23 protein-coding genes and 1 riboswitch are annotated in these 23,122 nt (G+C 66.8%); of the genes, 12 read left to right on the plus strand and 11 right to left on the minus strand.

Annotation, left to right across the window (positions count from 1 at the left end; all coding sequences use genetic code 11):
* Positions 1–16: 16 nt before the first annotated feature.
* From Q0599_RS15905 to Q0599_RS15950, 10 genes are all read right to left on the minus strand, one after another.
* Positions 17–1,369 carry a transposase gene (locus tag Q0599_RS15905; protein ID WP_298831298.1) on the minus strand — a complete coding sequence of 451 codons (1,353 nt, stop codon included), beginning with the start codon at positions 1,367–1,369 and terminating at the stop codon, positions 17–19.
* Positions 1,366–2,097 carry a hypothetical protein gene (locus tag Q0599_RS15910; protein WP_298831301.1) on the minus strand — a complete coding sequence of 244 codons (732 nt, stop codon included), beginning with the start codon at positions 2,095–2,097 and terminating at the stop codon, positions 1,366–1,368. Before Q0599_RS15910 ends, Q0599_RS15905 begins: the two co-directional genes overlap by 4 nt.
* Positions 2,097–2,399, minus strand: a complete 303-nt coding sequence (locus tag Q0599_RS15915) for a hypothetical protein (RefSeq protein ID WP_298831304.1) — start codon at positions 2,397–2,399, stop codon at positions 2,097–2,099. Before Q0599_RS15915 ends, Q0599_RS15910 begins: the two co-directional genes overlap by 1 nt.
* Before the next feature lie 186 nt (positions 2,400–2,585).
* Positions 2,586–2,996 (minus strand): hypothetical protein, encoded by a 411-nt coding sequence (locus tag Q0599_RS15920; protein ID WP_298831307.1) that lies wholly within the window; start codon positions 2,994–2,996, stop codon positions 2,586–2,588.
* A gap of 119 nt (positions 2,997–3,115) precedes the next feature.
* Positions 3,116–3,430 (minus strand): hypothetical protein, encoded by a 315-nt coding sequence (locus Q0599_RS15925; protein ID WP_298831310.1) that lies wholly within the window; start codon positions 3,428–3,430, stop codon positions 3,116–3,118.
* 180 nt (positions 3,431–3,610) lie between these two features.
* On the minus strand, positions 3,611–4,198 hold the full coding sequence (locus Q0599_RS15930) for a S24 family peptidase (protein WP_298831315.1): 588 nt from the start codon (positions 4,196–4,198) through the stop codon (positions 3,611–3,613).
* A 114-nt stretch (positions 4,199–4,312) separates the two neighbouring features.
* A complete protein-coding gene (locus tag Q0599_RS15935) occupies positions 4,313–4,819 on the minus strand; it encodes a Mov34/MPN/PAD-1 family protein (protein WP_298831318.1) in 507 nt (168 codons plus the stop codon).
* Complete coding sequence (locus tag Q0599_RS15940) at positions 4,816–6,624, minus strand: ThiF family adenylyltransferase (RefSeq protein ID WP_298831320.1); 1,809 nt, start codon at positions 6,622–6,624, stop codon at positions 4,816–4,818. The genes Q0599_RS15935 and Q0599_RS15940 overlap by 4 nt, the downstream gene beginning before the upstream one ends.
* 3 nt (positions 6,625–6,627) lie before the next feature.
* Positions 6,628–7,839: a nucleotidyltransferase gene (locus Q0599_RS15945; RefSeq protein WP_298831322.1), complete on the minus strand. Its 1,212-nt coding sequence runs from the start codon at positions 7,837–7,839 to the stop codon at positions 6,628–6,630.
* 13 nt (positions 7,840–7,852) lie between these two features.
* Complete coding sequence (locus Q0599_RS15950; RefSeq protein ID WP_298831325.1) at positions 7,853–9,397, minus strand: SAVED domain-containing protein; 1,545 nt, start codon at positions 9,395–9,397, stop codon at positions 7,853–7,855.
* Positions 9,398–9,769: 372 nt separating this feature from the next.
* On the opposite strand from Q0599_RS15950, the gene Q0599_RS15955 reads away from it, so the two are divergent.
* Together Q0599_RS15955 and Q0599_RS15960 are read left to right on the plus strand one after the other, a co-directional pair.
* Positions 9,770–10,156: a helix-turn-helix transcriptional regulator gene (locus tag Q0599_RS15955; RefSeq protein ID WP_298831328.1), complete on the plus strand. Its 387-nt coding sequence runs from the start codon at positions 9,770–9,772 to the stop codon at positions 10,154–10,156.
* Between the two features lie 14 nt (positions 10,157–10,170).
* On the plus strand, positions 10,171–11,040 hold the full coding sequence (locus tag Q0599_RS15960; RefSeq protein WP_298831329.1) for an ImmA/IrrE family metallo-endopeptidase: 870 nt from the start codon (positions 10,171–10,173) through the stop codon (positions 11,038–11,040).
* A 226-nt stretch (positions 11,041–11,266) separates the two neighbouring features.
* Here Q0599_RS15960 and Q0599_RS15965 read toward each other — a convergent pair whose 3' ends face one another.
* Positions 11,267–12,097, minus strand: coding sequence for a patatin-like phospholipase family protein (locus Q0599_RS15965; protein WP_298832730.1), 831 nt, complete (start codon positions 12,095–12,097; stop codon positions 11,267–11,269).
* Positions 12,098–12,294: 197 nt separating this feature from the next.
* Between Q0599_RS15965 and Q0599_RS15970 the strand changes: the two genes are divergently transcribed.
* From Q0599_RS15970 to Q0599_RS16015, 10 genes are all read left to right on the plus strand, one after another.
* Complete coding sequence (locus Q0599_RS15970) at positions 12,295–13,062, plus strand: sulfite exporter TauE/SafE family protein (RefSeq protein WP_298831332.1); 768 nt, start codon at positions 12,295–12,297, stop codon at positions 13,060–13,062.
* 14 nt (positions 13,063–13,076) lie between these two features.
* The gene (locus Q0599_RS15975; RefSeq protein WP_298831334.1) at positions 13,077–14,771 is read left to right on the plus strand and encodes a nitrite/sulfite reductase; all 1,695 of its coding nucleotides are present in this window, start codon (positions 13,077–13,079) and stop codon (positions 14,769–14,771) included.
* Between the two features lie 15 nt (positions 14,772–14,786).
* On the plus strand, positions 14,787–15,335 hold the full coding sequence (locus Q0599_RS15980; protein ID WP_298831337.1) for a DUF934 domain-containing protein: 549 nt from the start codon (positions 14,787–14,789) through the stop codon (positions 15,333–15,335).
* Positions 15,332–16,081, plus strand: coding sequence for a phosphoadenylyl-sulfate reductase (locus Q0599_RS15985; protein WP_298831339.1), 750 nt, complete (start codon positions 15,332–15,334; stop codon positions 16,079–16,081). Before Q0599_RS15980 ends, Q0599_RS15985 begins: the two co-directional genes overlap by 4 nt.
* Entirely contained in the window at positions 16,078–17,037 is a 960-nt protein-coding gene (gene cysD, locus Q0599_RS15990; RefSeq protein ID WP_298831342.1) for a sulfate adenylyltransferase subunit CysD, read from the plus strand. The genes Q0599_RS15985 and cysD overlap by 4 nt, the downstream gene beginning before the upstream one ends.
* Before the next feature lie 59 nt (positions 17,038–17,096).
* Positions 17,097–18,404, plus strand: a complete 1,308-nt coding sequence (locus Q0599_RS15995; RefSeq protein WP_298832732.1) for a GTP-binding protein — start codon at positions 17,097–17,099, stop codon at positions 18,402–18,404.
* Positions 18,405–18,406: 2 nt separating this feature from the next.
* Positions 18,407–19,174, plus strand: a complete 768-nt coding sequence (gene cobA / locus Q0599_RS16000; RefSeq protein WP_298831345.1) for a uroporphyrinogen-III C-methyltransferase — start codon at positions 18,407–18,409, stop codon at positions 19,172–19,174.
* A 53-nt stretch (positions 19,175–19,227) separates the two neighbouring features.
* Positions 19,228–19,551, plus strand: a complete 324-nt coding sequence (gene fdxA / locus Q0599_RS16005) for a ferredoxin FdxA (protein WP_298831348.1) — start codon at positions 19,228–19,230, stop codon at positions 19,549–19,551.
* A 29-nt stretch (positions 19,552–19,580) separates the two neighbouring features.
* Positions 19,581–20,681, plus strand: coding sequence for an NAD(P)/FAD-dependent oxidoreductase (locus tag Q0599_RS16010; RefSeq protein WP_298831354.1), 1,101 nt, complete (start codon positions 19,581–19,583; stop codon positions 20,679–20,681).
* Positions 20,682–20,770: 89 nt separating this feature from the next.
* Positions 20,771–20,878, plus strand: a riboswitch (TPP riboswitch).
* 56 nt (positions 20,879–20,934) lie between these two features.
* Positions 20,935–23,115 carry a TonB-dependent siderophore receptor gene (locus Q0599_RS16015; protein WP_298831357.1) on the plus strand — a complete coding sequence of 727 codons (2,181 nt, stop codon included), beginning with the start codon at positions 20,935–20,937 and terminating at the stop codon, positions 23,113–23,115.
* Positions 23,116–23,122: the final 7 nt, after the last annotated feature.

The following is a 23,122-nucleotide window of genomic DNA, read 5'->3' on the forward strand; positions in this document are numbered from 1 at the left end:
TGATAGGTGTAGCACCTCATCGCGGCGGCCTGACGTCCATTTCCTGGCCGGGCTGCCGCTTCTTTGGCCCGCTGCTTGAGCCAACCACGCGACGCTCTGGTACCAGCTCTTCGAACTGCCGGTTCTGGCCGACCGTGTAGTTCTTCCAGTACTGCGACTCGCCCACGTTCATCGCCCAGAACAGCAGCTTGGCCGTCCGGTCCTTCGGCGTGACCCGCCGGTGGTCCTCTCGGAACGCGGTCTCGCACGCATAGTCGTGCAGGTACTTCGGCTCGATGTTCAGGTAGATGCCATGCTCGGCGCGGTCCTGGCGGGCGGTGAAGCTCTCGGCGAGGTTCACGTGCTGCCCTTCGGGCCCGACGAGTCGCTCGCTGTGGTTGACGGTCGCGTGCAGCCGGAACTCGCGCCCCAGCTTCTTGAAGGCAACGCCTTCGTCGGTCGAAAGCACGGACTCCGGGATGAGTACGTGCCGCTCCGCGAGATGCTCGACGACTTCCGGCGTCTCAGCCATACCCACGCCCACCTTTGTCCATGCCGAGCCATCGCCTGGATTGCCGGAGCGCCGCCTGAGCGTCACGACCATGCGCCGGTTGTACGGGAGCAGTTGGCCAGTGTTGGGGTCACGGACTGCCCCTTGACGCAGCAGCTCTGCTTCTGCGTCCTTGAGCGCCTGGCGCTCTGCGGGAGACAGCTTCTTCTTGGCCTGCTTAGCGTTGAACGCGTCGACGATGGACTGGGCCTTCGCTGCCTCTTCCTCGGGCGTCTTCGGCCGCTGTTGCGCCAGCGGCTTACCCCGCCTGCCGGCCGAGTCCTTGCCGGAGGCATGCGCGCCGTCAATCTCCACCACGCCCGCAATGAGCCCGGTGTTCTGTCCACGCACGAGGCCTTCGCGCAGCCGGGAGATGAGCGAGAACGTGCTGTTGTAGCTGACTGTCCCGACCATCTCGCGTAGCGTCAGCGCTGGAATCCCGGAGCTGCCGCAGGACCACAAGAAGGTCTCGACGTAGACCGCTTGCAGGTCGCGCTGCGTGCCTTCCAGCAGCGTGTTGGTCGTGACATCGAAGTACTTCCGGCACGCGGTGTTCGCGCAACGCCAGTCCTCACGCCCTTCCGACCAGCTGTGTTCGTCGATGGTCCCGCAGTGCGGGCAAGGCATGAAGGTATGGCTGCCCCACCGAAGGCGCGCGAACTCGCGTCGCAGGCGTTGCTCGTCCCAGCGGTGCATGGTCGCCAGGTAGCCTTCGTCGATGGACCGTTTGGACGACCGGTAGCGTGCACCGGCCGAAGGCGCTCTGCGGACCGTCGTGCGACGACCGCGCGGAGGTGGCGTCGTGACGCCCGGCGACGCGATGGATGCTTCGGCGCTCATAGTGCCTTGCTCATGAAGTGCACGTAGTGCTCCTCCGGCACGATGCCGCTGGGAGCGTCGGGCGGGCGTGCCACCGTAATGCCTTGACGCACCAGCCACTGTTCGAGCCCGCCACGAGCTGGCTGAGCAATCTTCCCCAAGCCCACGTAGCGCTTCCCGCCTTCCTCGAACGGTTGCGTCAGGCGCAGGGGCGGCCGTGCAGGCAGCTGCCATTGCTTGGCGTCGGTCCAGTTCACGGCACGCACGAGCAGGTCCCAGTGCTGAAGCACCTCCGGTGCGTGGCGGAAGACCTCGGACCTGCGAGTGCCAAGTAAGTCGTCGTGAAGCTCGCAGACGTAGTAGCACTTGCCCGAGGCCTGCGTCAGTTGAGCCGTGCCCACTCGCGCCCGGCGGGTCTCCTCGAGCTCGCTCCAGTGCTCGACCACCGCACACATTCGCTTTGCGTACGCGCCTGGCTTGCCGGTCGGACCACACGGCATTTCAGGCAGTGCCTCCTTCTTGTAGAGGCCGTTGGCGACGAGCCGTGCAATCAGGTCCCAGATGCTTGCCGACCACCTCGGGTAGTCCTCAAGATAGGTGAGTCCGTGGGAGCCGATGCCGCAGGTGAACAACTCAGCCTTGTAGTTCGCGATGACGTCGAGCTTCGAGTAGCCGAAGTCCAGCTTGCCTAGCATGTTGTGCAGACAGGCGTCCTTGACATCGCCCGAGTGGAGCGTGACTTTGAACATCAGGCAGCCACCTCGATGTCCCAGGTCTGGTAGTACTGCAGGTCCTCGACAACCTCCATGCCCGTCACCCGCAGCTTGCGTCCATTCAGGAAGAGCACCCGCGCATCAATGAGCGGCGGCAGCACCTGGCCATGCTGACCGTCGAGGGGGCTGACCAGTTCGGCCTGCACGAACGCCCGGCCGAGCTCGTTGCTGCGCTCTTCGCGGAATCGAAGCACGCCAACGTACTCCTTCGCGGCCTTGCGCTCGGCCGTGCGCAACGGACGGCCGCGAACATTGATGGGGCGGACGGTGGCTCTCATGGTGGTCTCGAGGTGGTCGTGCTGTGCGCTTTAGGTCGCTGGGTCTGCAGCGTTTAGCGGTGAGCGCATTCTTTTAGGCATTACGGGTCTGCAAACGCGTGGTTGTGCGCCGGCGCACAAACGTAAATTGCGATTCCTCGACGCCGTGCGTTTTTCACACTCTGGGCTGGAGGTGGCTGCCTCGCGCTACTGACCAATCTTCAGGTCGGTGACGAGAGCCTCCACTCGTCGTTCCGCGAGGAGTACCAGCTTCAGCTCGTCGGCGGTCTTGTCTTCACTCTTCAACCTACGGAGTTCGACCGCAATGAGGTGGCGGTGCACGAGGTCCCAAACGGCCCAGGCAACACGAGCCTCCCTTCGAAGGAACGAGCCCGTCGTGATGAGTCGCGGGTCGCTGAGGGCGCAGACCTGACGCGCGGTCTTGATTCGGGCGTCGTCCAGTCGCCGATAACCCTCGATGAGCGCGTCCGACTGCTTGGGCTTGTATGGGAGAACGGGCAGCGTGCCCAGTCGCCAGCGCGCGTAGCTGCGAAGAATCCGTTCTGCCACCTGCGGGCCGTCCTCGAACGACCAAGGCTCTCGGGGTTCAGTCGACATGCAGCACCTCTGCTTCCCGGGTTTGGCAGGTTTTTCCAAGCGTTTGCCAATTCGGAGCCCGTGTGGCCCGCGCCGCAGCATCGAGCGCGGTCTGTGGGCAACCTCTTGCCGCCGAATGCCTATGCGTCGTCGCCATGAGGTGGCTCTGCAGCTTCGAAGTGATGCAGGAGCGCCGGCGCGGCATCGCTGAGCACTTCAGCACCCCAGCTCTTGACCCAGCGCTGCCAAACGTACGTGGCCTCGCCCTGCAGGCCGGGCGCGCCGAGCAGGCGGTAGATGCGGCCTGTGCTCGTCACGACGCTGCGGTTCGGCGCGTCGACCTTGGCGACCGGCGAGGACACGCGGCCTTCGCCACCCACCTCGCGCACGCCAGCAATGTGGATGGTCGGTGCGCCGAGTTCGGGGACCAGGACTTCGAATGCGCCCCAGGACACCAGGGACACTTCGGGTTGTTCTTCGGCTGTGGGTGGAAGCCACACGGACATGGTTGCTCCTTGCGCCCCTCGGGGCAGCAATCAGTTCAGGCAAGGCTCCGCCTGGCGCGCACGCGGCGCGCAGCAGCGGCTCAGTGGAGTTGCGCGGGCTAGCCGCGCAGGCGGAAGGTGCTCAGTGGGTCACCTCCGCATGCTTCGGAATGAGCCCACGACCACGCCTAGGACCTCGAGCGACTCGCCAGGCCGGATGACGTCGTAGGCCGGGTTCTCGGGCTTGAGGACGTACTGGCCGCGTTCGAGGCTCAAGGACTTCACGGTGGCCCGCCCGTCGACCACGGCGACGACGATGTCGCCGGGCTTGGTCGGCGAGTTGTGCTCGACCACGACGATGTCGCCGTCGAGCAGGCCGACGCCGTTCATCGAATCGCCACGCACGGTGCAGAAGCTAGTGCGCTCCGGGTGTGCAATTAGGCAGTCCTCAACGTTCATGAACTCGAAGCCGTCGTACTGGCCAACCTCTTGCGGCACGCCCGCGCGCACGGAGCCCAGCAGGCGGTACGAGAAGAACTTCTTCGTGGGCGCGATGCGGCCGTCGTTGCGCTCGAGGTAGCCGGCCTCTGTCAGGCGACCGACGACAGCGAAGACGCCGGCCGCGGACTTGAGGCCGATGACCTCGGCGAGCTTGGCCATCGAGGGGAACGCCTTGTGGCGCTTCCAGTGCACGCGCAGGGCGTTGAGGTAGCGGAGGTCGAGGGCTGCAGCGTCCATGTTGGCCATCTAACGGGTGTTCGATGGCGACACTGTATGGGCATCCAGCTACACGCGCAAGTGACTATCAGAGAACGAGTTTTTCCATGCGCGTTGGGCGCAGGAGTTTGTGCTTTATCGGGCTGGTGGCTTCACTGATGCGCTGTCGAGCAACACCATCCCATGCATATCCTGGCCATCGTGGACCCAGACCCCCAGACCTGCTGGAAGCGGACTTGTACCGACAATCGCGAATGTCAGACCACTCAGCTGCCCCTGCGCCGCACGTGCGTGGTCACTGGCGAGTTCGTGGTCCTCGTCTGACGGGCTTGGAAACGGCTCCGGGTGCGAGTGCCAGATTCCGATGCAGTGCCAGCCCTTTTCAAAGAGCCTGTCGCGTTCAGACTGGGCGGCAGCCACGTCGAACTTGACACGAGTGCGTCTTGCCAAGGTGGGCTTCAGCACCGTGGCGAGCTCCACCACGACTTCGGCTTGAGTCAAATCCCGGACGAATAGCTGACCGACAGATTCAGGGTCTCTGCGGCCGAACTGTGCGTTGGCGCCGAGAACGGCGAGAACTGAATCTGAGAGCTCCAGGGTCCAGCTAGCGCCTGGAAGCTGAAACGTCACCGCCTGCTTCATCGACTCTTCAGGACGTCAGACAGTAGCCGCGACGTTGTGGCAGTGTCGAAGACCGAACCGCCCGTGGGCACGATTGCTCGGACCCGAACGGGCCGGTCGAGCGCGTCAAAGTAAGCCTTGGCCCGCACCCACGACCACACTGTCGAAGGCATCGTCGGCTGGTCGATGACCGCGAGGATTCGTTCGACCACGAATGCAGCCACCTGCGTAATGTCTGCGGCACCATATGGGTGGAAGCCGCCCGCACAAGCAGGGACCGAGATGCGGGTGTCCGCCGCCGACAAGTCGCTAGCGTTGACCAACTCGTCCGCGGGGTCGTCGGCTGGCCAGGGAACCTGTGGTTGGGCTAGAACCGCGTGGGCCGCGCTACACAACGGCTCGGTCCACGCGTGAATCACCGGCACGTCACCAAACAAGCCGGCTCTTGCCTGAGTGACGAAGGACCGGACAGAGCTCTCTGCGGTGCATTCGACGACCAAGTCATACATGCCAGGCCGACAGTTCTTGAGCGCCCAAGTGCTGGCCTCAGCAACGAATCCCTTGACTCGAAGGCCAGGCACGGATTCCGCCAACTCTGCGGCAAGGGCGTGGGCCTTGCCTTGGCCCACGTGCTGAAGGCCAAGTTCATGACGACTCGTGTTCTCGGGCTCCATCAGCTGCGAGTCGACGATGTCTATGCAGCCAACACCGGCGCGAGCCAGAAGTCGCGCTACCGGGCTGCCGAGTGACCCGGCACCGATAAGCAGCACGCGGTGCACACGGCGCGAATGCATCGCCCGCACGTGATGGTCGCGCGCAAGTGCCCAGTCAGGGTCGACCCGCGTGACGTGGAGTGGCTCGATAGCGGGACTGGTCGCGATAGGAATCGACGGCGCGTAGACCTGAAAGCCGAAGAGGACGCCACCGTGCTCCAGTACCACCGTGAGCGGACGTTGTCCAGGCGGCGCCTCCTTCGGCTGGTCGCGTCGAGCCTTTTTGGAGCCTTTGAAGGGTGGGGGCTTGTCGTCGGTGACGCCCACCTGGCCCAGCCACGACGTCACAGACACTTCGTGCTCGGTTACGTGAGCAACGAGAGAATCCAAGTCGGCGTACGTAGTCGGCCAGGATGCCGGCGTCCAAGGAAACTCGGTCGGCAGCCGCACCAGCAGGGCATCGCCCTTCACCACAGTCCCATCGGCCCAGCGATGCCGCCCCGCCAACTCGTGCGGGTCGGTGCCCTTGCACGTGATGACCTCAAGCGCATATCGCCGATGCTTGCTTGCGCTTGGAAAGTATGCGGCTGTCGAGCCCAGCGACCACGTGCCCAGCCCGTCGATGTTCGCATACACGCGGGCCGGAACTGGCCTGTGGTCGCGCTCCTTCCGGCGGCGCAAACAGTACTGCCCCCAGTACGAGGCTCGCTCAGCGTGGAACTGCTCGGCGACCCACTCGGGGCTTGCGGCCGGCGCCAAGAGCTTGGACTCCAGCTGGGCCACGGCCCTGAGAACCGCAGAAACCGGGTCGTCATAGTCGTTCGGCACAGACTCGATACCGAGGCACAAGCGTCCGTCGGACTCAACGTGAGGAATCCGAAGGAACAAGTCGCGCGAAACGAAGAACTCGCACGGGCTCGCCGGGAAGTCTGGCGGCAGCACAAGTCGCACGGCCCTGACCGGCAAGGAGTCGTCTTGCAGGTCGATGTCCCAGGCAACGCCGTTGCCCACGCGCACTCGGACGTCTCGCTTGGCCCACTTCACGCCGTCGCCGCGGTCGAGCCAGTCCTCGACCAGGGCTACTGCCGTTTCGAAGGGGCTGCGACCTGACAAGGCTCACCCCAAGGTGTTGGAAGAGCCCGTCTTGACCGGCTGGCTCGGATTCGTTCGAGTGTGACCCGCGGCGCTCGCGACCAGCCCGTCGAGCACGTTGGCCTTGGGCTTGCTCGCCTTCCACGCCTCGACGCCGGCCGAACCGAACACCGCCCGAATCCTGTCTTCGGTAGGTTGCCGGTAGCTCTGGTGCAGCAGTGCTTCGAGGTCGGCTTCGAGCTTCTTGTGCCAGCGCATGAACTCCGCTTGGCGCACACCACCATCGGTGTTCCACTTGTCCGCGAAGTTCTCGCTGCTCAGCTTCGGGTTCTCGACGCGCCACGCCCCGTTGGTCCGGCCGATGTACTTCGGCATCTCCTCGACAAGAGCAAGCAATACCTCGATGGGTGAGCTGAACTCGTTCGCGCGGTTCTTCAGCAACTCCGCGTATGCATGCGTCGCGAGCGTGACGATGATGACGCTGATGGGCATCGCTTCCTGCTTCTTCTCCGAAGCGCCCCAGTACTCCGTGTCGCGGTGCAACTTCATCAGCTGCGTACCGCGGCGCAAGATGTCGTCGAGCGCAACAGGCTGGTCGGGAAGCGGCGTAACCGTAGTGCGCGCCTCCGCAGCCGCCTTGATGAGCCGCGTCTGGAACGGGAACCGCTTTTCGGCCCAGCCACAGAACCAGTCAGCGAACTCGACGGGATTCGACGGCGCCCACCTCGTGTCTGGGTCTCGCACTGAGAGGCTCGAACCCTGGCGCTTCGTCTGGTCCGCAACCGCCGGCGTGACGTCGAAGTAGTACGGCTTGTTCGGGTAGTCCAGCCGCCAGCACCGCCGCTTGGCCTTCGGCTCACCCGTCACCGACACGTTGCCCCCCAGCGCCTTGCCAAACTCCGCGAACAACACCTCGGGGTCCGGCGACGTGTACTTCGGGCCCGAGAGCTTCACGACGATGTCGAGGTCGAACTTGACCGGGTAGCGCTGACTGATGGTTGTCTGCGTGCGCATGGACCCCTGCGGGAAGATGTCGACGTCGTGGCGCGGAATGCTGAGCTTGGCCGCGATGGAGTTAGCGAGCCGCCCATAGTCTGCTTCGGCATCCGCCTTGGCATTGGCATCGAGCTCGAGCCTCCGCAGGAGGTTGGCGATGAGCTCTTCCCATTGTTGGGTTTCGCTGCGCGCCGCGAGTTCTTCGGTCAGGCGTTTGGAGAGCGTCGGATTGCCGGTCATGTCTTCTTCTCCCTTAGAGCTGGAGGTTGACGGAAGTGTTGACGCCCGAGACCAGTTCGCGCGCCGACGTGGATGCAATTTCGATGGTGGGGGCGTACACGGAACCTGGCCCGGTCAAGGCCTCGTAGCACACGTACGTGGCCTGGTGCCGCGCCTGAATCTTCTGGCCCACGGTGACGACGGCAGTCGTCGGGGCGCTAACGAACAGGTGAACGGTGCTGACACGCCATTCATCTTGCAGGCGATGGATGGCTGCATCGACCACGCGGCCGAGGCTCTGAACGTCTTCGGGGCGCTCCATGCAGTCCTTGTCGAACGTCGGGGCCGTGATGCGGAGCGTTGGCAGGGAGTACTGACCCGCGGCGGCACAAGAGCTTGGCATCCGCTCGGCGGGGATGTCGGAGGTAAGAGCCACCACCAAGCATGCTTCAGTAGCCCCGGCTCTGGCCGGCGCCGCTTCTGTCAACTTGAACTTGTCGGCGGCGACCGAGGTCAGCGGCTCCACAGTCGGCCACTCCCATCGGGTTTGCGCGCCCATCTTGTTCCTGTGGGGCTGGAATAGTTCCGTGCCGCCGTTGTCGCCCAGCAGGCGTCCAGCCAGAACGAGGAGCGACGTGCCGTGAAGCGGGAAGATGGCAAGGCGCGGTCGGGTCCCGCCACCGTGCAGAGTTCCATTAAGCAGCGCCTGCAGGCGGGGCACATCTTGCCTGAGTGACTGAAACAGAGACAGCCAGTAGGCCGGCTCGTGGACTTGGTGAAGGTTGCCGCCCAGTCGGAAGAAGTACTCAGGCTTCGCGCTCTGGCCCCTCAGGCGGCGCCCCCACATTGCCTGCTGTGCGTCGTCCATGCTGAGCTGGCCCTGCTGGCCGGCGATGTTCCCGATGAATGCCACGACCTCAGCCGGCGCGTACTGAAGCGTGTCAAGCAGTCGCTGCACCTCCGCGATGCTGTCCTCGCGCATCTTCCGAAGGATGGCCACGGTGTACCGGGACGGATTCACCTTGTCGACCAAGCGGTGACACTCATCGCACAGGAGCATGAAGTTGCTCAGGTCCGAGGCAAGCTCCTTTGATTCAGTCGCATGCCCGCGCGGCCCATTGGGGGATGCTGCGACGATGTGTGCGAAGTAGGAGAACCGCCCGCGCCGGCCGGTTGCATGGTGACGCCGCAAGTCGCGTCCGCAACCTGCGAACTGGCACCGCCATCCGGCCAGATACGTGAGCTCGTCTTTGATGGCTTGGGTGACGTCGCCCTCACGCCCACTGGTCGAATCCGTCGAGGTCTTGACCCACTTGGACATCACGCCGGCCGTCGCCTTGCAGACTTGCAGTCCGTCCAGACTCACCGACCATGGCGCCCCGTCCGTCGTCGCCCACCAGCGCTTGCCTTGCGGAACTGTCTTGGCGGCGTCGAGGGCCGTACCTGCGAACTCGCCGCAGCAGACGGCTGTCCAGGCCTGGCCGGGCTGTTGCCTCTTGTACAGGCAGACCGTATAGGCGTTACCGACCACCATCGCCTCGTCACCGGCCGCCGCGATTTGGCTCAACTCGTCGGCCATCCCGCCGTCATCGACAGCGGGAAGGCCCGGCGGAGGCTCCGGGAGCTCGAGTTGAACTGCGGTGGAAGAGTCTGAGGTCATCCGATTAGCCTGGTTGCATGTCAGAGCGTGCCGTGGCAAAGTCCGTTGTCTTCGGAAACAACGCCGTGAACAGCCGTCGTTCCAACAATCTTCATAGTAGACGAGCCAGATGCGTTGTCTGTCTGGACAACAGTATAGCAGGGGTGTGGCCGGAGTGCACAAGCAGCCGGCATCCCTGGCGTTCTAGCCCTTTGACGCCCCGCTCGGGCTTTCGGCACATCCCGCATACCGCTGCTGTGGCGAACCCCTGGCCACAGTTCGCACACCCAACTTCCCCTCTTTGGAGTTCCCATGGCTCAAACAGGCCTAGGCGTCGCCCTACGCACGCTTCGCGAGCGACGAACACTGTCGCTGCGTGAGGTAGGTCAGCTTTCCACCGTCGACCACGCTTATGTCCACCGCCTAGAGACGGGCGAGAAGACAGGGCCGTCTCCAGAGCTCGTTGCGAAGCTGCTGAAGGTTCTCAAGCCAAGTGAGCGAGACACTGAAATCGTCAAGTGGCTCGTGGAGCACCCGGACGCCGACCCGGCGCTTGTAGAGTTCGTCTTGGACGATGCGTCGATTCCAGCGGACATATTCGCTGCGGCAGCCGGTGTCAGACACCGGGGCACCGTACGGCCCGAACCCGCTGTGTTGATTGCCCGAATCAGACGCGCCTTCGAAGAAGATGACGAGTAGGGAGGCGAACCGACGTGGACGAGCTTGAGGTGCAGCAGCGAGCCCGGATGTTTGTCTCCGGGCTCGACATCAAGGATGTCAAGAACGACTTGAGCGTCTACGTCCAGGCTGCGAATGCCAAGCTTGTCAAGGAAGAGTTGGGCGAGGGAGAGTCTGGCTATACGGTGACCAAGCCAAACGGCCGGCACGTCATCACAATCAATTCGCTCGAGCCGGTGCCGCGCCAGCGGTACACGACGTGCCATGAAGTTGCCCACATCGTGCTGGGCCTGCCCTCAAGCCATGACGTGGTGCCCTCTTGGGCATACGCGAAGCGCGACATCAACGAGGTTCACTGCGACACATTCGCAGCAGAGCTATTGATGCCCTATGTGCAGTGGCGCGAGGCAGTCCCTAAGGATGAACCGTCTGTTGAGGTCATTGAGTACTTGGCGGCCGAGTTCCAGGCATCCTTCCCGGCTGCAGCTTCTCGGTACGCGACTCTCGCAGACATCCCGTGTGCCTTCGTCACCATGGAACGGGGAATGGTTCGCTACGCCGCACGCTCAACTTCGTTGAGGCGCGTTGGGGCTTGGATTCCGCCCAAGTCTCCGATACCGCCGCTCTCCGTCGCGGAGCGTCTGCGTCAGGCCGGCGTGAGTGGTCTTGATACCGACGATGTCGCGCAAGACGTCTGGTTCGAGAGCTGGGACAAGGGGCTCGTTTTGACCGAGATGGCGAGGCACTACCAACGCACGGATACGACCGTCGCGCTCCTGTGGTTCTCTGACGAAGACCTGCCAGAGGTGGAGGTGACGCGATACGGTCAGCGCTTGGTGGACGATGGCGGGTTGCCAGAGCTGACTGGCCATTTGCCCTGGCCGAGTGGGAAGCGGAAGCGCTAGCCTCGGCGGCTGCCATCCGCCAGTGCGCACCATTGGTAGGTCAATGGCGTCGACCGCTCGGAGTGCCGCGAGGCGTCGGCTTCGTCGAACCAACACCGCTCATTAGAAGATTCAATGGCCTCCGGCGCCCTGTACAGGGTGCGGAGGCAGACTTTCCCTTAAAGGACAAGGACTTAGGCGCGCCCCTGGTTCATCCTCGGCGTATCACCCTGGCGAGGCCGCCTCATCAGCGGGACTTGGCGATCAGCTTGGCGCGCAGGTCGGACAGACCCGTCAGTGCCGCCTCGCGACCCGCCTGGATGACGCGCTTGCGTGCCGCGAAGTCGGCGCCCGAGACCCCGGACAGGCGCGGCCGCAGCACGACGTCGGCATCACGCAGCTCCAGCGCGTTGATGCTGCGCCCCATGATCGCGAAGGTCTGCAGCAGCATGTGCATCGGGTCGCCGGTGGCGTTGCCCTCCGGCGCCGCCGAGATGTCGACGGCGATCACCAGTTCCGCCCCCATCTGGCGTGCGAAGCGCACCGGCACCGGTGAAACCAGCCCGCCGTCCACGTACTCCCGCGCGCCAATGCGCACCGGCTGAAACACCGCCGGCACCGCGCTGGAAGCGCGCACTGCGATGCCGGCGTCACCACGCTGGAACAGGATGGGCGCGCCGCTGTCCAAGTCGGTGGCGACGATGCCCAGCGGCATCGCCATCTGCTCGATCGTCTTGCCGCCGGTGTGCTCGCGCACGAACCGCGCCAGTGCCTCGCCACGGATCAGCCCCCGGCCGGGGAAGGCCCAGTCGGTGATCGCCGACTCGTCCATCGCGTCGGCCAGCGACAGCAGTTCCGCCGACCGTTTCCCCGAGGCATAGAGCGCCGCCACGAGGCTGCCCGCCGAGGTGCCGACCACCAGATCCGGACGGATACCGCTGTCCTCCAGCGCCTGGATGACGCCAATGTGGGCGAAGCCGCGTGCTGCGCCCCCGCCCAACGCCAGGCCGATGCGCGGCGGCTTTGGCGCCGGCGGCGGCGCGGGGGGAACGGAAGGCTCGGGCGCGGGCGGTGCCATGGGCGCCGACTGGCAGCCCGCCAGCGCGGCGGTGGCCAGCGTCCAGCCCAGCCAGCGGCGGCGGCCGCTGCTCAGCAACTCTTTATTCTCCAATGACATAAACAATCAACGATAAAGTTCTTTTCATATATATGGAGCGTCCCTAGAGTGCTCGCATCGGTCGCCACCCGGCGGCCGTTGGACTTCATCGGCGGCCCATGGACTGGATTGCGATTCTCAGCGGCTTCGGCGTCGGCGCCATCGTCGGCATGACCGGCGTCGGCGGCGGTTCGCTGATGACGCCGCTGCTGCTGTCGGTGTTCAAGCTGAGTCCCGCGGTGGCGATCGGCACCGACCTGTGGTTCGCCGCGCTGACCAAGACCGCGGGCTCCGTGTCGCATCACCACGCCGGTCACGTGCAATGGCGCATCACCGCGCTCCTGCTCGCCGCCAGCGTCCCCGCCTCGCTGGCGACGGTCACGCTGATGCACTTCACCGGCCTGACCAAGGGCTGGTCCAGCGCACTGACTTTCTCGCTGGGGATCGCGCTGCTGCTCACTGCCGTGGTGGTGGCCTACCGCAGCGCCTGGCATGCGGTCGGCCTGCGACTGGAACGCTGGCTGCCCGAATCGCGCAAGCCGGCGCTGACAGTGGCGTGCGGCCTGCTCCTGGGCGTGCTGGTCTCGCTCAGCTCGATCGGCGCGGGCGCCATCGGCGCGACGCTGCTGATGCTGCTCTACCCCCGCCTCGAATCGCACCGCGTGGTCGGCACCGACATCGCTCACGCCGTGCCGCTGACCTTCGTCGCCGGCATCGGCCACGCCACGCTGGGTCACGTCGACTGGGCGCTGCTCGGCGCCCTGCTGGTCGGCAGCCTGCCCGGCATCTGGCTCGGTGCGCAGCTGACGCGAAGGATGCCCGAGCGGCTGGTACGCGGCCTGCTTTGCGCCGCCCTCGTCACCGCCGGCCTGAAGGTAATCCACTGAAGTGATGGCCTGAGATGTACCAATACACCGAGTTCGACCGCCATTTCGTCCGCCAGCGCGCCGCGCAGTTCCGCGACCAGCTCGAGCGCAACCTCGCCGGCAAGCTCGGCGAAGAGGAGTTCCGCCCGCTGCGCCTGCAGAACGGCTGGTACGTGCAGCGCCACGCGCCGATGCTGCGCATCGCCGTGCCGTACGGGCAGATTCGTGCGCACCAGTTGCGCCAGCTGGCGCGCATTGCGCGCGAGTTCGACCGCGGCTACGGCCACTTCACCACGCGCCAGAACCTGCAGTTCAACTGGATCCCGCTGACCAAGGGCGCCGACGTGATGGACCTGCTCGCCGAGGTCGACATGCACGGCATCCAGACCAGCGGCAATTGCATCCGCAACATCACCAGCGATGCGCTCGCCGGCATCGCGCCCGACGAGGTCGTCGACCCGCGCCCCTACTGCGAGGTGCTGCGCCAGTGGAGCACGCTGCACCCCGAGTTCGCCTTCCTGCCGCGCAAGTTCAAGATCGCCGTCAGTGGCGCCGCCGAGGACCGTGCCGCGAGCGCCTGGCACGACATCGGACTGCACCTGTTGAAGAACGAGCAGGGCGAGATCGGCTTCAAGGTGCTGGTCGGGGGCGGCATGGGCCGCACGCCGGTGATCGCCAGCGTGCTGCGCGAGTTCCTGCCCTGGCAGCAGATCCTCGTCTTCATCGAGGCGATCGTGCGCGTCTACAACCGCTACGGTCGGCGCGACAACGCCTACAAGGCGCGCATCAAGATTCTCGTGAAGGCCGAGGCACAGCGGTTCGTCGATGCAGTCGAGCAGGAGTTCCACCACATCCTCCACGACGATGCCGACGGCGCGGCGCATCTCATTCCGCATGCCGAGCTCGAGCGCGTGAAGTCGAGCTTCGCGCTGCCGGAAGGGATCGGCGAGGCCGGTGCGCCGCCGGCCTGGCCGTCCAAGCCGAATGGCGCCCTGTCGCGCTGGCTGCAGCGCAACGTGCACGCGCACCGCCTGCCCGGTTACCGCGCCGTGACGCTGTCGCTCAAGCGCGTCGGCGAAGCGCCAGGCGACGTGACGGCCGGGCAGATGGAGGCCGCTGCAACGATCGCCGAGCGCTTCAGCCACGGCGAGCTGCGTGTCAGCCACGACCAGAACCTGCTGCTGCCCTGGGTCCGCGAGAGCGACCTCGCTGCGCTGTGGCAGGAAGCCAAGGCGGCCGGCTTCGCCACGCCCAACATCGGCTTGCTCACCGACATGATTGCCTGCCCCGGTGGCGACTTCTGCGGGCTGGCGAACGCGCGCTCGCTGCCCGTCGCGGCGGAGATCACCGAGCGATTCACCGACCTCGACGAGGTCGAGGACCTCGGCGACATCGACCTGCACATCAGCGGCTGCATCAACTCCTGCGGTCACCACCACAGCGGCCACATCGGCGTGCTCGGCGTCGACAAGGACGGCAGCGAGTGGTACCAGCTCACGCTCGGCGGATCCGACGGCTCGTCGCTGTCCGGCGCACCCGTGCCGGGCAAGGTGATCGGTCCGTCCTTCGCTGCCGACGAGGTGGCCGACGCGATCGAGGCGGTGCTCGCGACCTACAAGGCCCGCCGCACCAGCGGCGAGCGTTTCATCGACACCGTGCGTCGCATCGGCATCGAGCCCTTCAAGGGCCCGGCCAACGCGGTGCGACACGCCACCGCCCAGGCGGCCTGATCGCGGAGAGCTCCCATGCGATTCATCGACATCCACAAGGACCGCTGGCATGCCCTGGCCGGCGAGGACGGCCCGCCGGTCAGCATCAATCCCGCTGCGCATCTGCTGCTGGACACCAACCAATGGCATGCCGCGCGCGCGCAATGGCCCGACGGCGTGCCGGTGGGCATCCGGCTCGCGAACGATCAGGACGTGGAGGACATCGCCGCGGACCTGCCGCGTTTCGGGCTCGTCGCACTGCACTTCCCGAAGTGGGTGGACGGACGCGCCTACAGCCAGGCCCGGCTGCTGCGCTCGCGCTATCGCTTCGCGGGCGAGGTCCGTGCCACCGGCGACGTGCTGGTGGACATGTTGCCGCTGCTCGAGCGCACGGGCTTCGACGCGGTGCTGCTGCGCCACGACCAGTCGATCGACGCCGCCGAGCGCGCGTTGTCCTTCTTCCCCGGCCACTACCAGGGCGATGCGGCCGACAACCGGCCGCTGTTCGCCAAGCCGGCCGGCACCGCCGAGGCGCTCGCGAAGGCGCCGACGCGCGAGTTCATCAACGCTGGAGCCTCGATATGAGCGCAATTACCTTGTACGCACGAAAGACAGAGGGCTTCGACGAGCGCGTCGCCCACGCCGTGGCGGTGCTGCAAAGCGCCGCCGCGGAGCACGCCGGCCGCATCGTGCAGGCCACCAGCCTGGGGGCCGAGGACATGGTGATCACCGACCTGATCGCTCGCCACGGCCTGCCCATCGCGGTGGCGACGCTGGAAACCGGACGGCTGCACGCGCAGACGCTGGCGCTGATCCCGCGCATCAAGCAGCGCTACGGGCTGGCGGTTTCGGTGTTCAAGCCGGCGCAGGAGGCGGCGATCCACTTCGTGAGGACGCACGGCGAGAAGGCGATGTACGACAGCATGGATCTGCGCAAGCAGTGCTGCGCGATCCGCAAGCTCGAGCCGCTGGCGCGCATGCTGTCCGGCGCGAGCGCCTGGGTGACCGGGCTTCGCCGCGAGCAGTCGGACAACCGGGGCGGCGTGCCGTTCAGCGAAGCCGACGACAAGGGCCGCATCAAGTTCAACCCGCTGGCCGACTGGACCTGGGCCGACGTGTGGCACTACATCGCGAACCACGACGTGCCCTTCAACGCACTGCACGACGAGTTCATGCCCAGCATCGGCTGCGAACCCTGCACGCGCGCCATCGCCGTGGGCCAGCCCTTCCGGGCCGGACGCTGGTGGTGGGAGGACGAGAAGGCCAAGGAGTGCGGCCTGCACGTGAAGGACGCTCCGGCCGAACTTTCCGTCATAGGAGCCTCGCAATGAACGCCCCGCTGTCCGTCGAGCAACTGCTTCCCGAGCTCGACCACACCCACCTCGACTGGCTGGAGGAGGAAGCCATCTTCATCCTGCGCGAGACGGTGGCCGCCTTCGAGCGCCCTGCCCTGCTGTTCTCCGGAGGCAAGGACTCCTGCGTGGTGCTGCGCCTGGCCGAGAAGGCTTTCAAGAGCAAGGGGCCGGACGGACAGTACAAGGGCCGACTGCCCTTCCCTCTGCTGCATGTCGACACCGGCCACAACTTCCCCGAGGTGATCGAGTTCCGCGACCGCCGCGTGGCCGAGATGGGCGAACGCCTCGTCGTCGGGCATCTCGAGGATTCGATCCGGCGCGGCACGGTGCGCCTGGCGCACCCGCTCGAGTCGCGCAACGGCCACCAGACCGTGGCGCTGCTGGAGGCGATCGAGGAACACCGCTTCGACGTGCTGATGGGCGGCGCGCGACGCGACGAGGAGAAGGCGCGCGCCAAGGAGCGCATCTTCAGCCACCGCGACAGCTTCGGCCAGTGGCAGCCGAAGGAACAGCGCCCCGAACTGTGGACGTTGTTCAACACGCGCATCCGCCCCGGCGAGCACATGCGCGCCTTCCCGATCAGCAACTGGACCGAGCTCGACGTGTGGCTGTACATCGCACGCGAGAACATCCCGCTGCCGAGCCTGTACTACGCGCACGATCGCCAGGTGGTGCGGCGCAAGGGCCTGCTGGTGCCGGTCACCGACATCACCCCGCCGGAAGCCGGTGAGCCCGTCGAGGAAGTCGAGGTGCGCTTCCGCACCGTCGGCGACATGACCTGCACCTGCCCGGTGGAAAGCCCGGCGGCGAACGCCGCGGAAATCGTCGCCGAGACGCTGAGGGTCACGATCAGCGAGCGGGGCGCCACGCGCATGGACGACCGCACCTCGGATGCCTCGATGGAGCGACGCAAGAAGGAAGGATATTTCTGATGATCATCGACAGCCCCCACGCTCACCTTCGATCGCTGCCCCTCGAGGGGGCGCCGGCCGTGCCTGGGAGCGGCCCGACGCATGGCCGTGCCGCCCCCGCCATCAGGGATCACCGTGCCTTGCGGTTCCTGACCGCCGGCAGCGTCGACGACGGCAAGAGCACGCTGATCGGTCGGCTGCTCTACGACAGCCGCGCCATCCTCGCCGACCAGCTCGACACGCTGGAGAGGAAGGCAGCCGGTGCGCCGATCGACCTGTCGCTGCTGACCGATGGCCTGGAGGCCGAGCGCGAACAAGGCATCACGATCGACGTGGCCTATCGATACTTCGCCACGCGGCAGCGCAAGTTCATCATCGCCGATGCACCGGGACACGAGCAGTACACGCGCAACATGGTCACCGCCGCGGCCGGCAGCGATGCCGCCGTGGTGCTGGTCGACATCACCAAGCTCGACACCTCGAAGCGGCCGGTGCCGCTGCTCGCGCAGACGCGCCGCCATGCGCTGCTCGCGCACCTGCTGCGCGTGCCGAGCATCGTCTTCGCGGTCAACAAGCTCGATGCCGTCGGTGCGCAGGCTCGCGCCTATGCCGCGGTGCGCGATGCGCTGCTCGATTTTGCAGAGGCGGCGGGTATCCGCGTCGCCGGCATCGTGCCGGTGTCGGCGCTGCGCGGCGACAACGTCACCCAGCCGCTGGACGCGGACTGGTACGACGGGCCCTCGCTGCTGCAACTGCTGGAGAGCCTGCCGACCGCGCAGGAGCGCAAGGACGGCGAGTTACTGGTGCCGGTGCAGTATGTCGCCCGCGAGGGCGAAGGCACGGGCAACCAGCCGCGTACGCTGTGGGGCCGCGTCGCCCATGGGCGCGTGAAGGCGGGCGATGCGGTGCAGCTGTTCCCGAGCGGCGAGCTGGCCACGGTCGCCGAGGTGCGCCTGGCCGGTGAGGTGGCCGACGTCGTCGAGGCCGGACAGTCCGCCGGCATCGTGCTCGACCGCCAGGTCGACGTGTCCCGCGGCGACTGGATCGCCACGCCGAAAGCCATCCAGGCGGCGCAGCGCTTCTCCGCCACGCTGGCCTGGCTGGACACCGAGCCGGCGGTGATCGGCCGCAAGTACTGGGTGCGCCACGGCAACCGCTGGGTGCAGGCGCGCATCACCGCCATCGAGCACCGACTCGACATCCACAGCCTGCAGGAAACCGATGCGCACGAGCTCGCCGTCAACGACATCGGCCACGTGATCGTCGAGACACAGCAGCCGCTGCCGGTGGAGAGCTACGAGACGAACCGCGTTGGCGGCGCACTGATCGTCGTCGACCCGGCGAGCCATCGCACCAGCGGCGCGCTGCTCGTCAAGTCGCCCCTCTGAGCGTGGGCCGGGTCGTCTTCATCGGCGCAGGACCGGGCGCCGCGGACCTCATCACCCTGCGCGGGGCGCGCCGCCTGCGCGACGCGGGCGTGGTGCTGTTCGATGCCCTGACCGACCCAGCGCTGCGCGAGCTGGCACCGCAGGCGCAGTGGATCCACGTCGGCAAGCGTGGCTTCGCCGACAGCACCGCGCAGGCGACCATCAACGCACTGCTGCTGCGCCACGCCCGCGAGGCGGCTCTGGTGGTGCGGCTCAAGGGCGGCGACCCCAGCGTGTTCGGCCGCCTCGAGGAAGAGCTCGAGGCGCTGGCCGAGGCCGGCATCGCGTGCGAGGTGGTCCCGGGCGTGACTGCCGCGCTGGCCGCCGCTGCCGATACGCAGCGCCCGCTGACGCGCCGCGGCCAGGGCCGCAGCGTCAGCCTGAGCACCGCCATGACGCGCGAAGGCCGGCTGCGTGGCGCCCACAGTGCCGACACCGAGGTGTTCTACATGGCGGGCCGGCAGCTCGCCGCGCTGGCGCGCCGGCTGCAGCAGTCCGGCTGGCCGGAAGACAGCCCCGTCAGCGTGGTCTCGCGGGCCGGCTGGCCGGACATGCTGCACAGCCAGCACTGCCTGGCCACGCTGGACCAGGCGACCGTGCTGCATGCCGGCCGGCCTACGGTCGTGACCGTCGGCCCCGGCGCGCTGCCCGCCACGGCGCTGACGCGCGCGAGCACGGAATCCCCGCGCCTTGAGGCCGGTCAAGAACAAGAGGAAACCCTGAGACCTTAAAATCGCGGGCTTGCCGGCGTCGTGCCGCCCACAACAGCCAACCGTCGAATCCCATGACCCACGTCGTTCTCGAATCCTGCATCCGCTGCAAGTACACCGATTGCGTGGACGTGTGTCCGGTCGACTGCTTTCGTGAAGGCCAGAACTTCCTCACCATCGATCCCGACGAGTGCATCGATTGCGCCGTCTGCATCCCGGAGTGCCCGGTGAACGCGATCGTCCCCGAGGAGGACGTGCCCGGCAACCAGCAGCACATGATCGCGCTGAACGCCGAGCTGGCCAAGAAGTGGCCCAGCATCACCAAGCGCAAGTCCCCGCTGCCGGACGCCGAGGAGTGGAAAGACCGCACCGGCAAGCTCGACCAGTTGATCAAGTGAACTCATGCGGCCACGCGGCCGACCAGACCATGGAACCGAAGCTGAACGACGAAGTGGCTCGCACCGCCGGTGCGCACGAGGGCCCGATCGAGACCGATGCGGTGATCGTCGGGGCCGGGCCGGTGGGGCTGTTCCAGGTTTTCGAACTCGGCCTCCTGGAGATCAAGGCGCACATCATCGATTCGCTCGCCTACCCTGGCGGGCAGTGCATCGAGCTCTATCCCGACAAGCCGATCTACGACATCCCGGCGGTGCCCGTGTGCACCGGCAAGGAACTCACCGACAACCTGCTCAAGCAGATCGAGCCCTTCGGCGCCACGTTCCACCTCGGCCAGGAAGTCACCGCGGTCCAGAAGCAGGACGACGGCCGCTTCTACGTCGAGACGTCCAAAGGCACGCGCTTCCTCACCAAGACGATCTTCATCGCCGGCGGCGTGGGCTCGTTCCAGCCGCGCACGCTGAAGGTCGAGGGGCTCGACGCCTATAACGACAAGCAGGTCTTCTACCGGGTGAAGAACCCGGCGCAGTTCGCCGGCAAGAACCTCGTCATCATCGGCGGCGGTGACTCGGCGCTGGACTGGACGCTGAACTTCGTGCAGGACGGTCCGAACAAGGCCGAGAGCGTCATCCTCGTGCACCGCCGCGACGGCTTCCGCGCCGCGCCCGCCAGCGTGGGGAAGATGAAGGAGCTGTGCGACGCCTACGAGATGCAGTTCATCGTCGGCCAGGCGACCGGCATCGAGGAGCGCGACGGCCGCCTCACCGGCGTGAAGATCACCGGCGGCGACGGCGTCACGCGCGTGGTGCCGCTGGACATGCTGCTCGTCTTCTTCGGCCTCAGCCCCAAGCTCGGCCCGATCGCCGAGTGGGGCCTCAACATCGAGCGCAAGCAGATCGTCGTCGACACCGAGAAGTTCGAGACCAGTATCCCCGGCATCTTCGCGGTGGGCGACGTGAACACCTACCCGGGCAAGAAGAAGCTGATCCTGTCCGGCTTCCACGAGGCAGCGCTCGCAGCCTTCGCTGCAGCGCCCTACATCTTCCCGGACAAGCGCATCCACCTGCAGTACACGACCACCAGCCCGAAGCTGCACAAGGTGCTGGGCGTGGAGACGCCGAACTTCGATTGAGCCGCTGATCGGCAGGACGGAAGAAGGGGGCCGCACTCGCGGCCCCTTCCATTTTTTGGCCGATAATTCGTTCGCGGTGTCACTCGCACCGCATCCGCTAGGGGTGTTGGCCGTCTCTCACCGAGACGACCGACTGAGAGAGTCCCTTCGAACCTGATTGAGGTAATCCTCGCGCAGGGAAGCATGGTCAGCGCGCCGCGGTCTGCGGCGGCGCCGGCCCCGCCGACCTGCCATCGACATCCAAGGAAACACGATGGCACGCCTTCGACGCCAGACCCGCCCATTCGACCGCCGAACGCCGCTCGCGCTGGCGCTCGGCCTCGCCTTCAACACCGTCCACGCACAGACGACGCCGACCGAGACGCAGCTCGCGCCCGTGCTGGTGCAGGGCCGCGCCACGCCGGTCGTCACCGGTGCCGGCTGGGGCGATGTACCGGTCTCGCTCGCGCCGCTGCAGGCGGCGGTGTTCGGCGACGAGCAGTTGAAGGACCGCGGCGCGCGGCGCCTGTCGGACCTCACGGCCTTCGACGCGGCCGTCAGCGACGCCTACAACACCGAGGGCTACTGGGACTACCTGACGGTGCGCGGCTTCGTCATCGACAACCGCTTCAACTACCGACGCGACGGCCTGCCGATCAATGCCGAGACCTCGATCCCGCTGGACAACAAGGCGCAGGTCGAAGTGCTCAAGGGCACCAGCGGCCTGCAGGCCGGCACCAGCGCGCCGGGCGGGCTGGTTAACTTCGTCGTCAAGCGGCCGGTCGACGAGCCGCTGCGCCGTGCCTCGCTGGCGTGGCGCGAGGCGGGCAGCGTCACGGCGGCGGTCGACCTCAACCAGCGCTTCGGCGCCGGCGGTGCCTTCGGCGTGCGCGTCAACGCTGCGGCGGGCCGGCTCGAACCGAAGGTTCGCGATGCCGACGGCGAACGCCATCTCCTTGCCGTGGCGGGCGACTGGCGCCTCGGCGCCGACACGCTGATCGAAGCCGAGGTCGAGACCAGCCGCCGTTCGCAGCCCAGCGTGCCCGGCTTCAGCCTGCTCGGCGACAACGTACCCGCGCCGGTCGACCCGCGCACCAACCTGAACAACCAAGCCTGGTCGCTGCCGGTGGTGCTGGAAGGCACGACGGCGTCGCTGCGCTGGAAACAGCGACTCGCCGACGGCTGGAAGTTCGTCGCCCATGCGGCCACGCAGCGCCTGACCAGCGACGACCGCATCGCCTTCCCCTTCGGCTGCTTCGATCCCGAACCCGCGCCCGACGGCACGTACTACGCCGACCGCTACTGCCCGAACGGCGACTTCGACCTCTACGACTTCCGCAGCGAGAACGAGCGCCGGCGAACCGACGCGCTGGAACTGTCGCTGCAGGGCAAGCTGCGCACAGGCGCGTTCGAGCACGGTCTGAGCGCGAGCCTGCTGCACAGCCGCGTGAAGAACCGCTTCGAGCGTCAGACCTTTGCCTTCAGCGGCACCGGCAACGTCGATGGCAGCGTGCAGGACCTGCCCGCCAACCCGGCGCCCAACGACGACAGCACCAACCGCGACGAGCGCTCCACCGAAATCAGCCTGCGCGACGCGCTTCGCCTCGACGAACGCAGCACGCTCTGGCTGGGCCTGCGCCACACGCGGCTGCAGCGCGAGAGCGTGCGCACCGATCCGCTGGACCCGCGCGAAACCAACTACCGCCAGACGTTCACCACGCCCTTCGTCGCGGCGAGCCACGCCTGGGCGCCGGGTCAACTGGTCTATGCCAGCTGGAGCCGCGGCGTGGAGTCCGAGGTGGCGCCGAACCGACCGCGCTACATCAACGCCGGCGAGGCATTGCCGGCGCTGAAGAGCCGGCAGGCCGAGGTCGGCGTGAAAGGCGGCAACGACGTCGCCGAATGGAGTGCGGCACTGTTCGAGATCCGCCGGCCGCTGTTCGCCGACCTCGGTGCCTGCGACGCCGACCTCTCCTGCGCGCGGCAGGCCGACGGTTCGCAGCGCCACCGCGGCATCGACGCCGGCGTGGCGGCACGCCTCGGCAACTGGTCGCTGCGCGCTGGCGCGCAGTGGCTGCACGCGCGCGTGCTCGGCGTCTCGAACCCGGCGATCGACGGCAAGGCGCCGACCAACGTGCCGGCGCGCTCGCTGAAGATGCAGGCCGACCACCGCGTCACTGCGCTGCCGGGGCTAACCCTGCAGGGCGGCCTGCTGGCCGAGAGCGGGCGCATGGTGCTGCCCGACAACAGCGCACGGATCCCCGGCTACGCGCGCGTCGACCTCGGGGCGCGCTACGACATGCGCCTTGCCGATCGCGCCGTGGTCTGGCGTGCCGGCGTCGACAACGTCTCGGACCGCCGCGCCTGGCGCGAGGCGCCGTACCAGTTTGGCCACGCCTACCTGTTCCCGCTGGCACCGCGGACCCTCCGGCTCTCGGTCCAAGCCGATCTGTAGTCGGTCG

This window comes from uncultured Piscinibacter sp. (genome assembly GCF_937952055.1).
Classification (GTDB): Bacteria; Pseudomonadota; Gammaproteobacteria; order Burkholderiales; family Burkholderiaceae_C; genus Piscinibacter.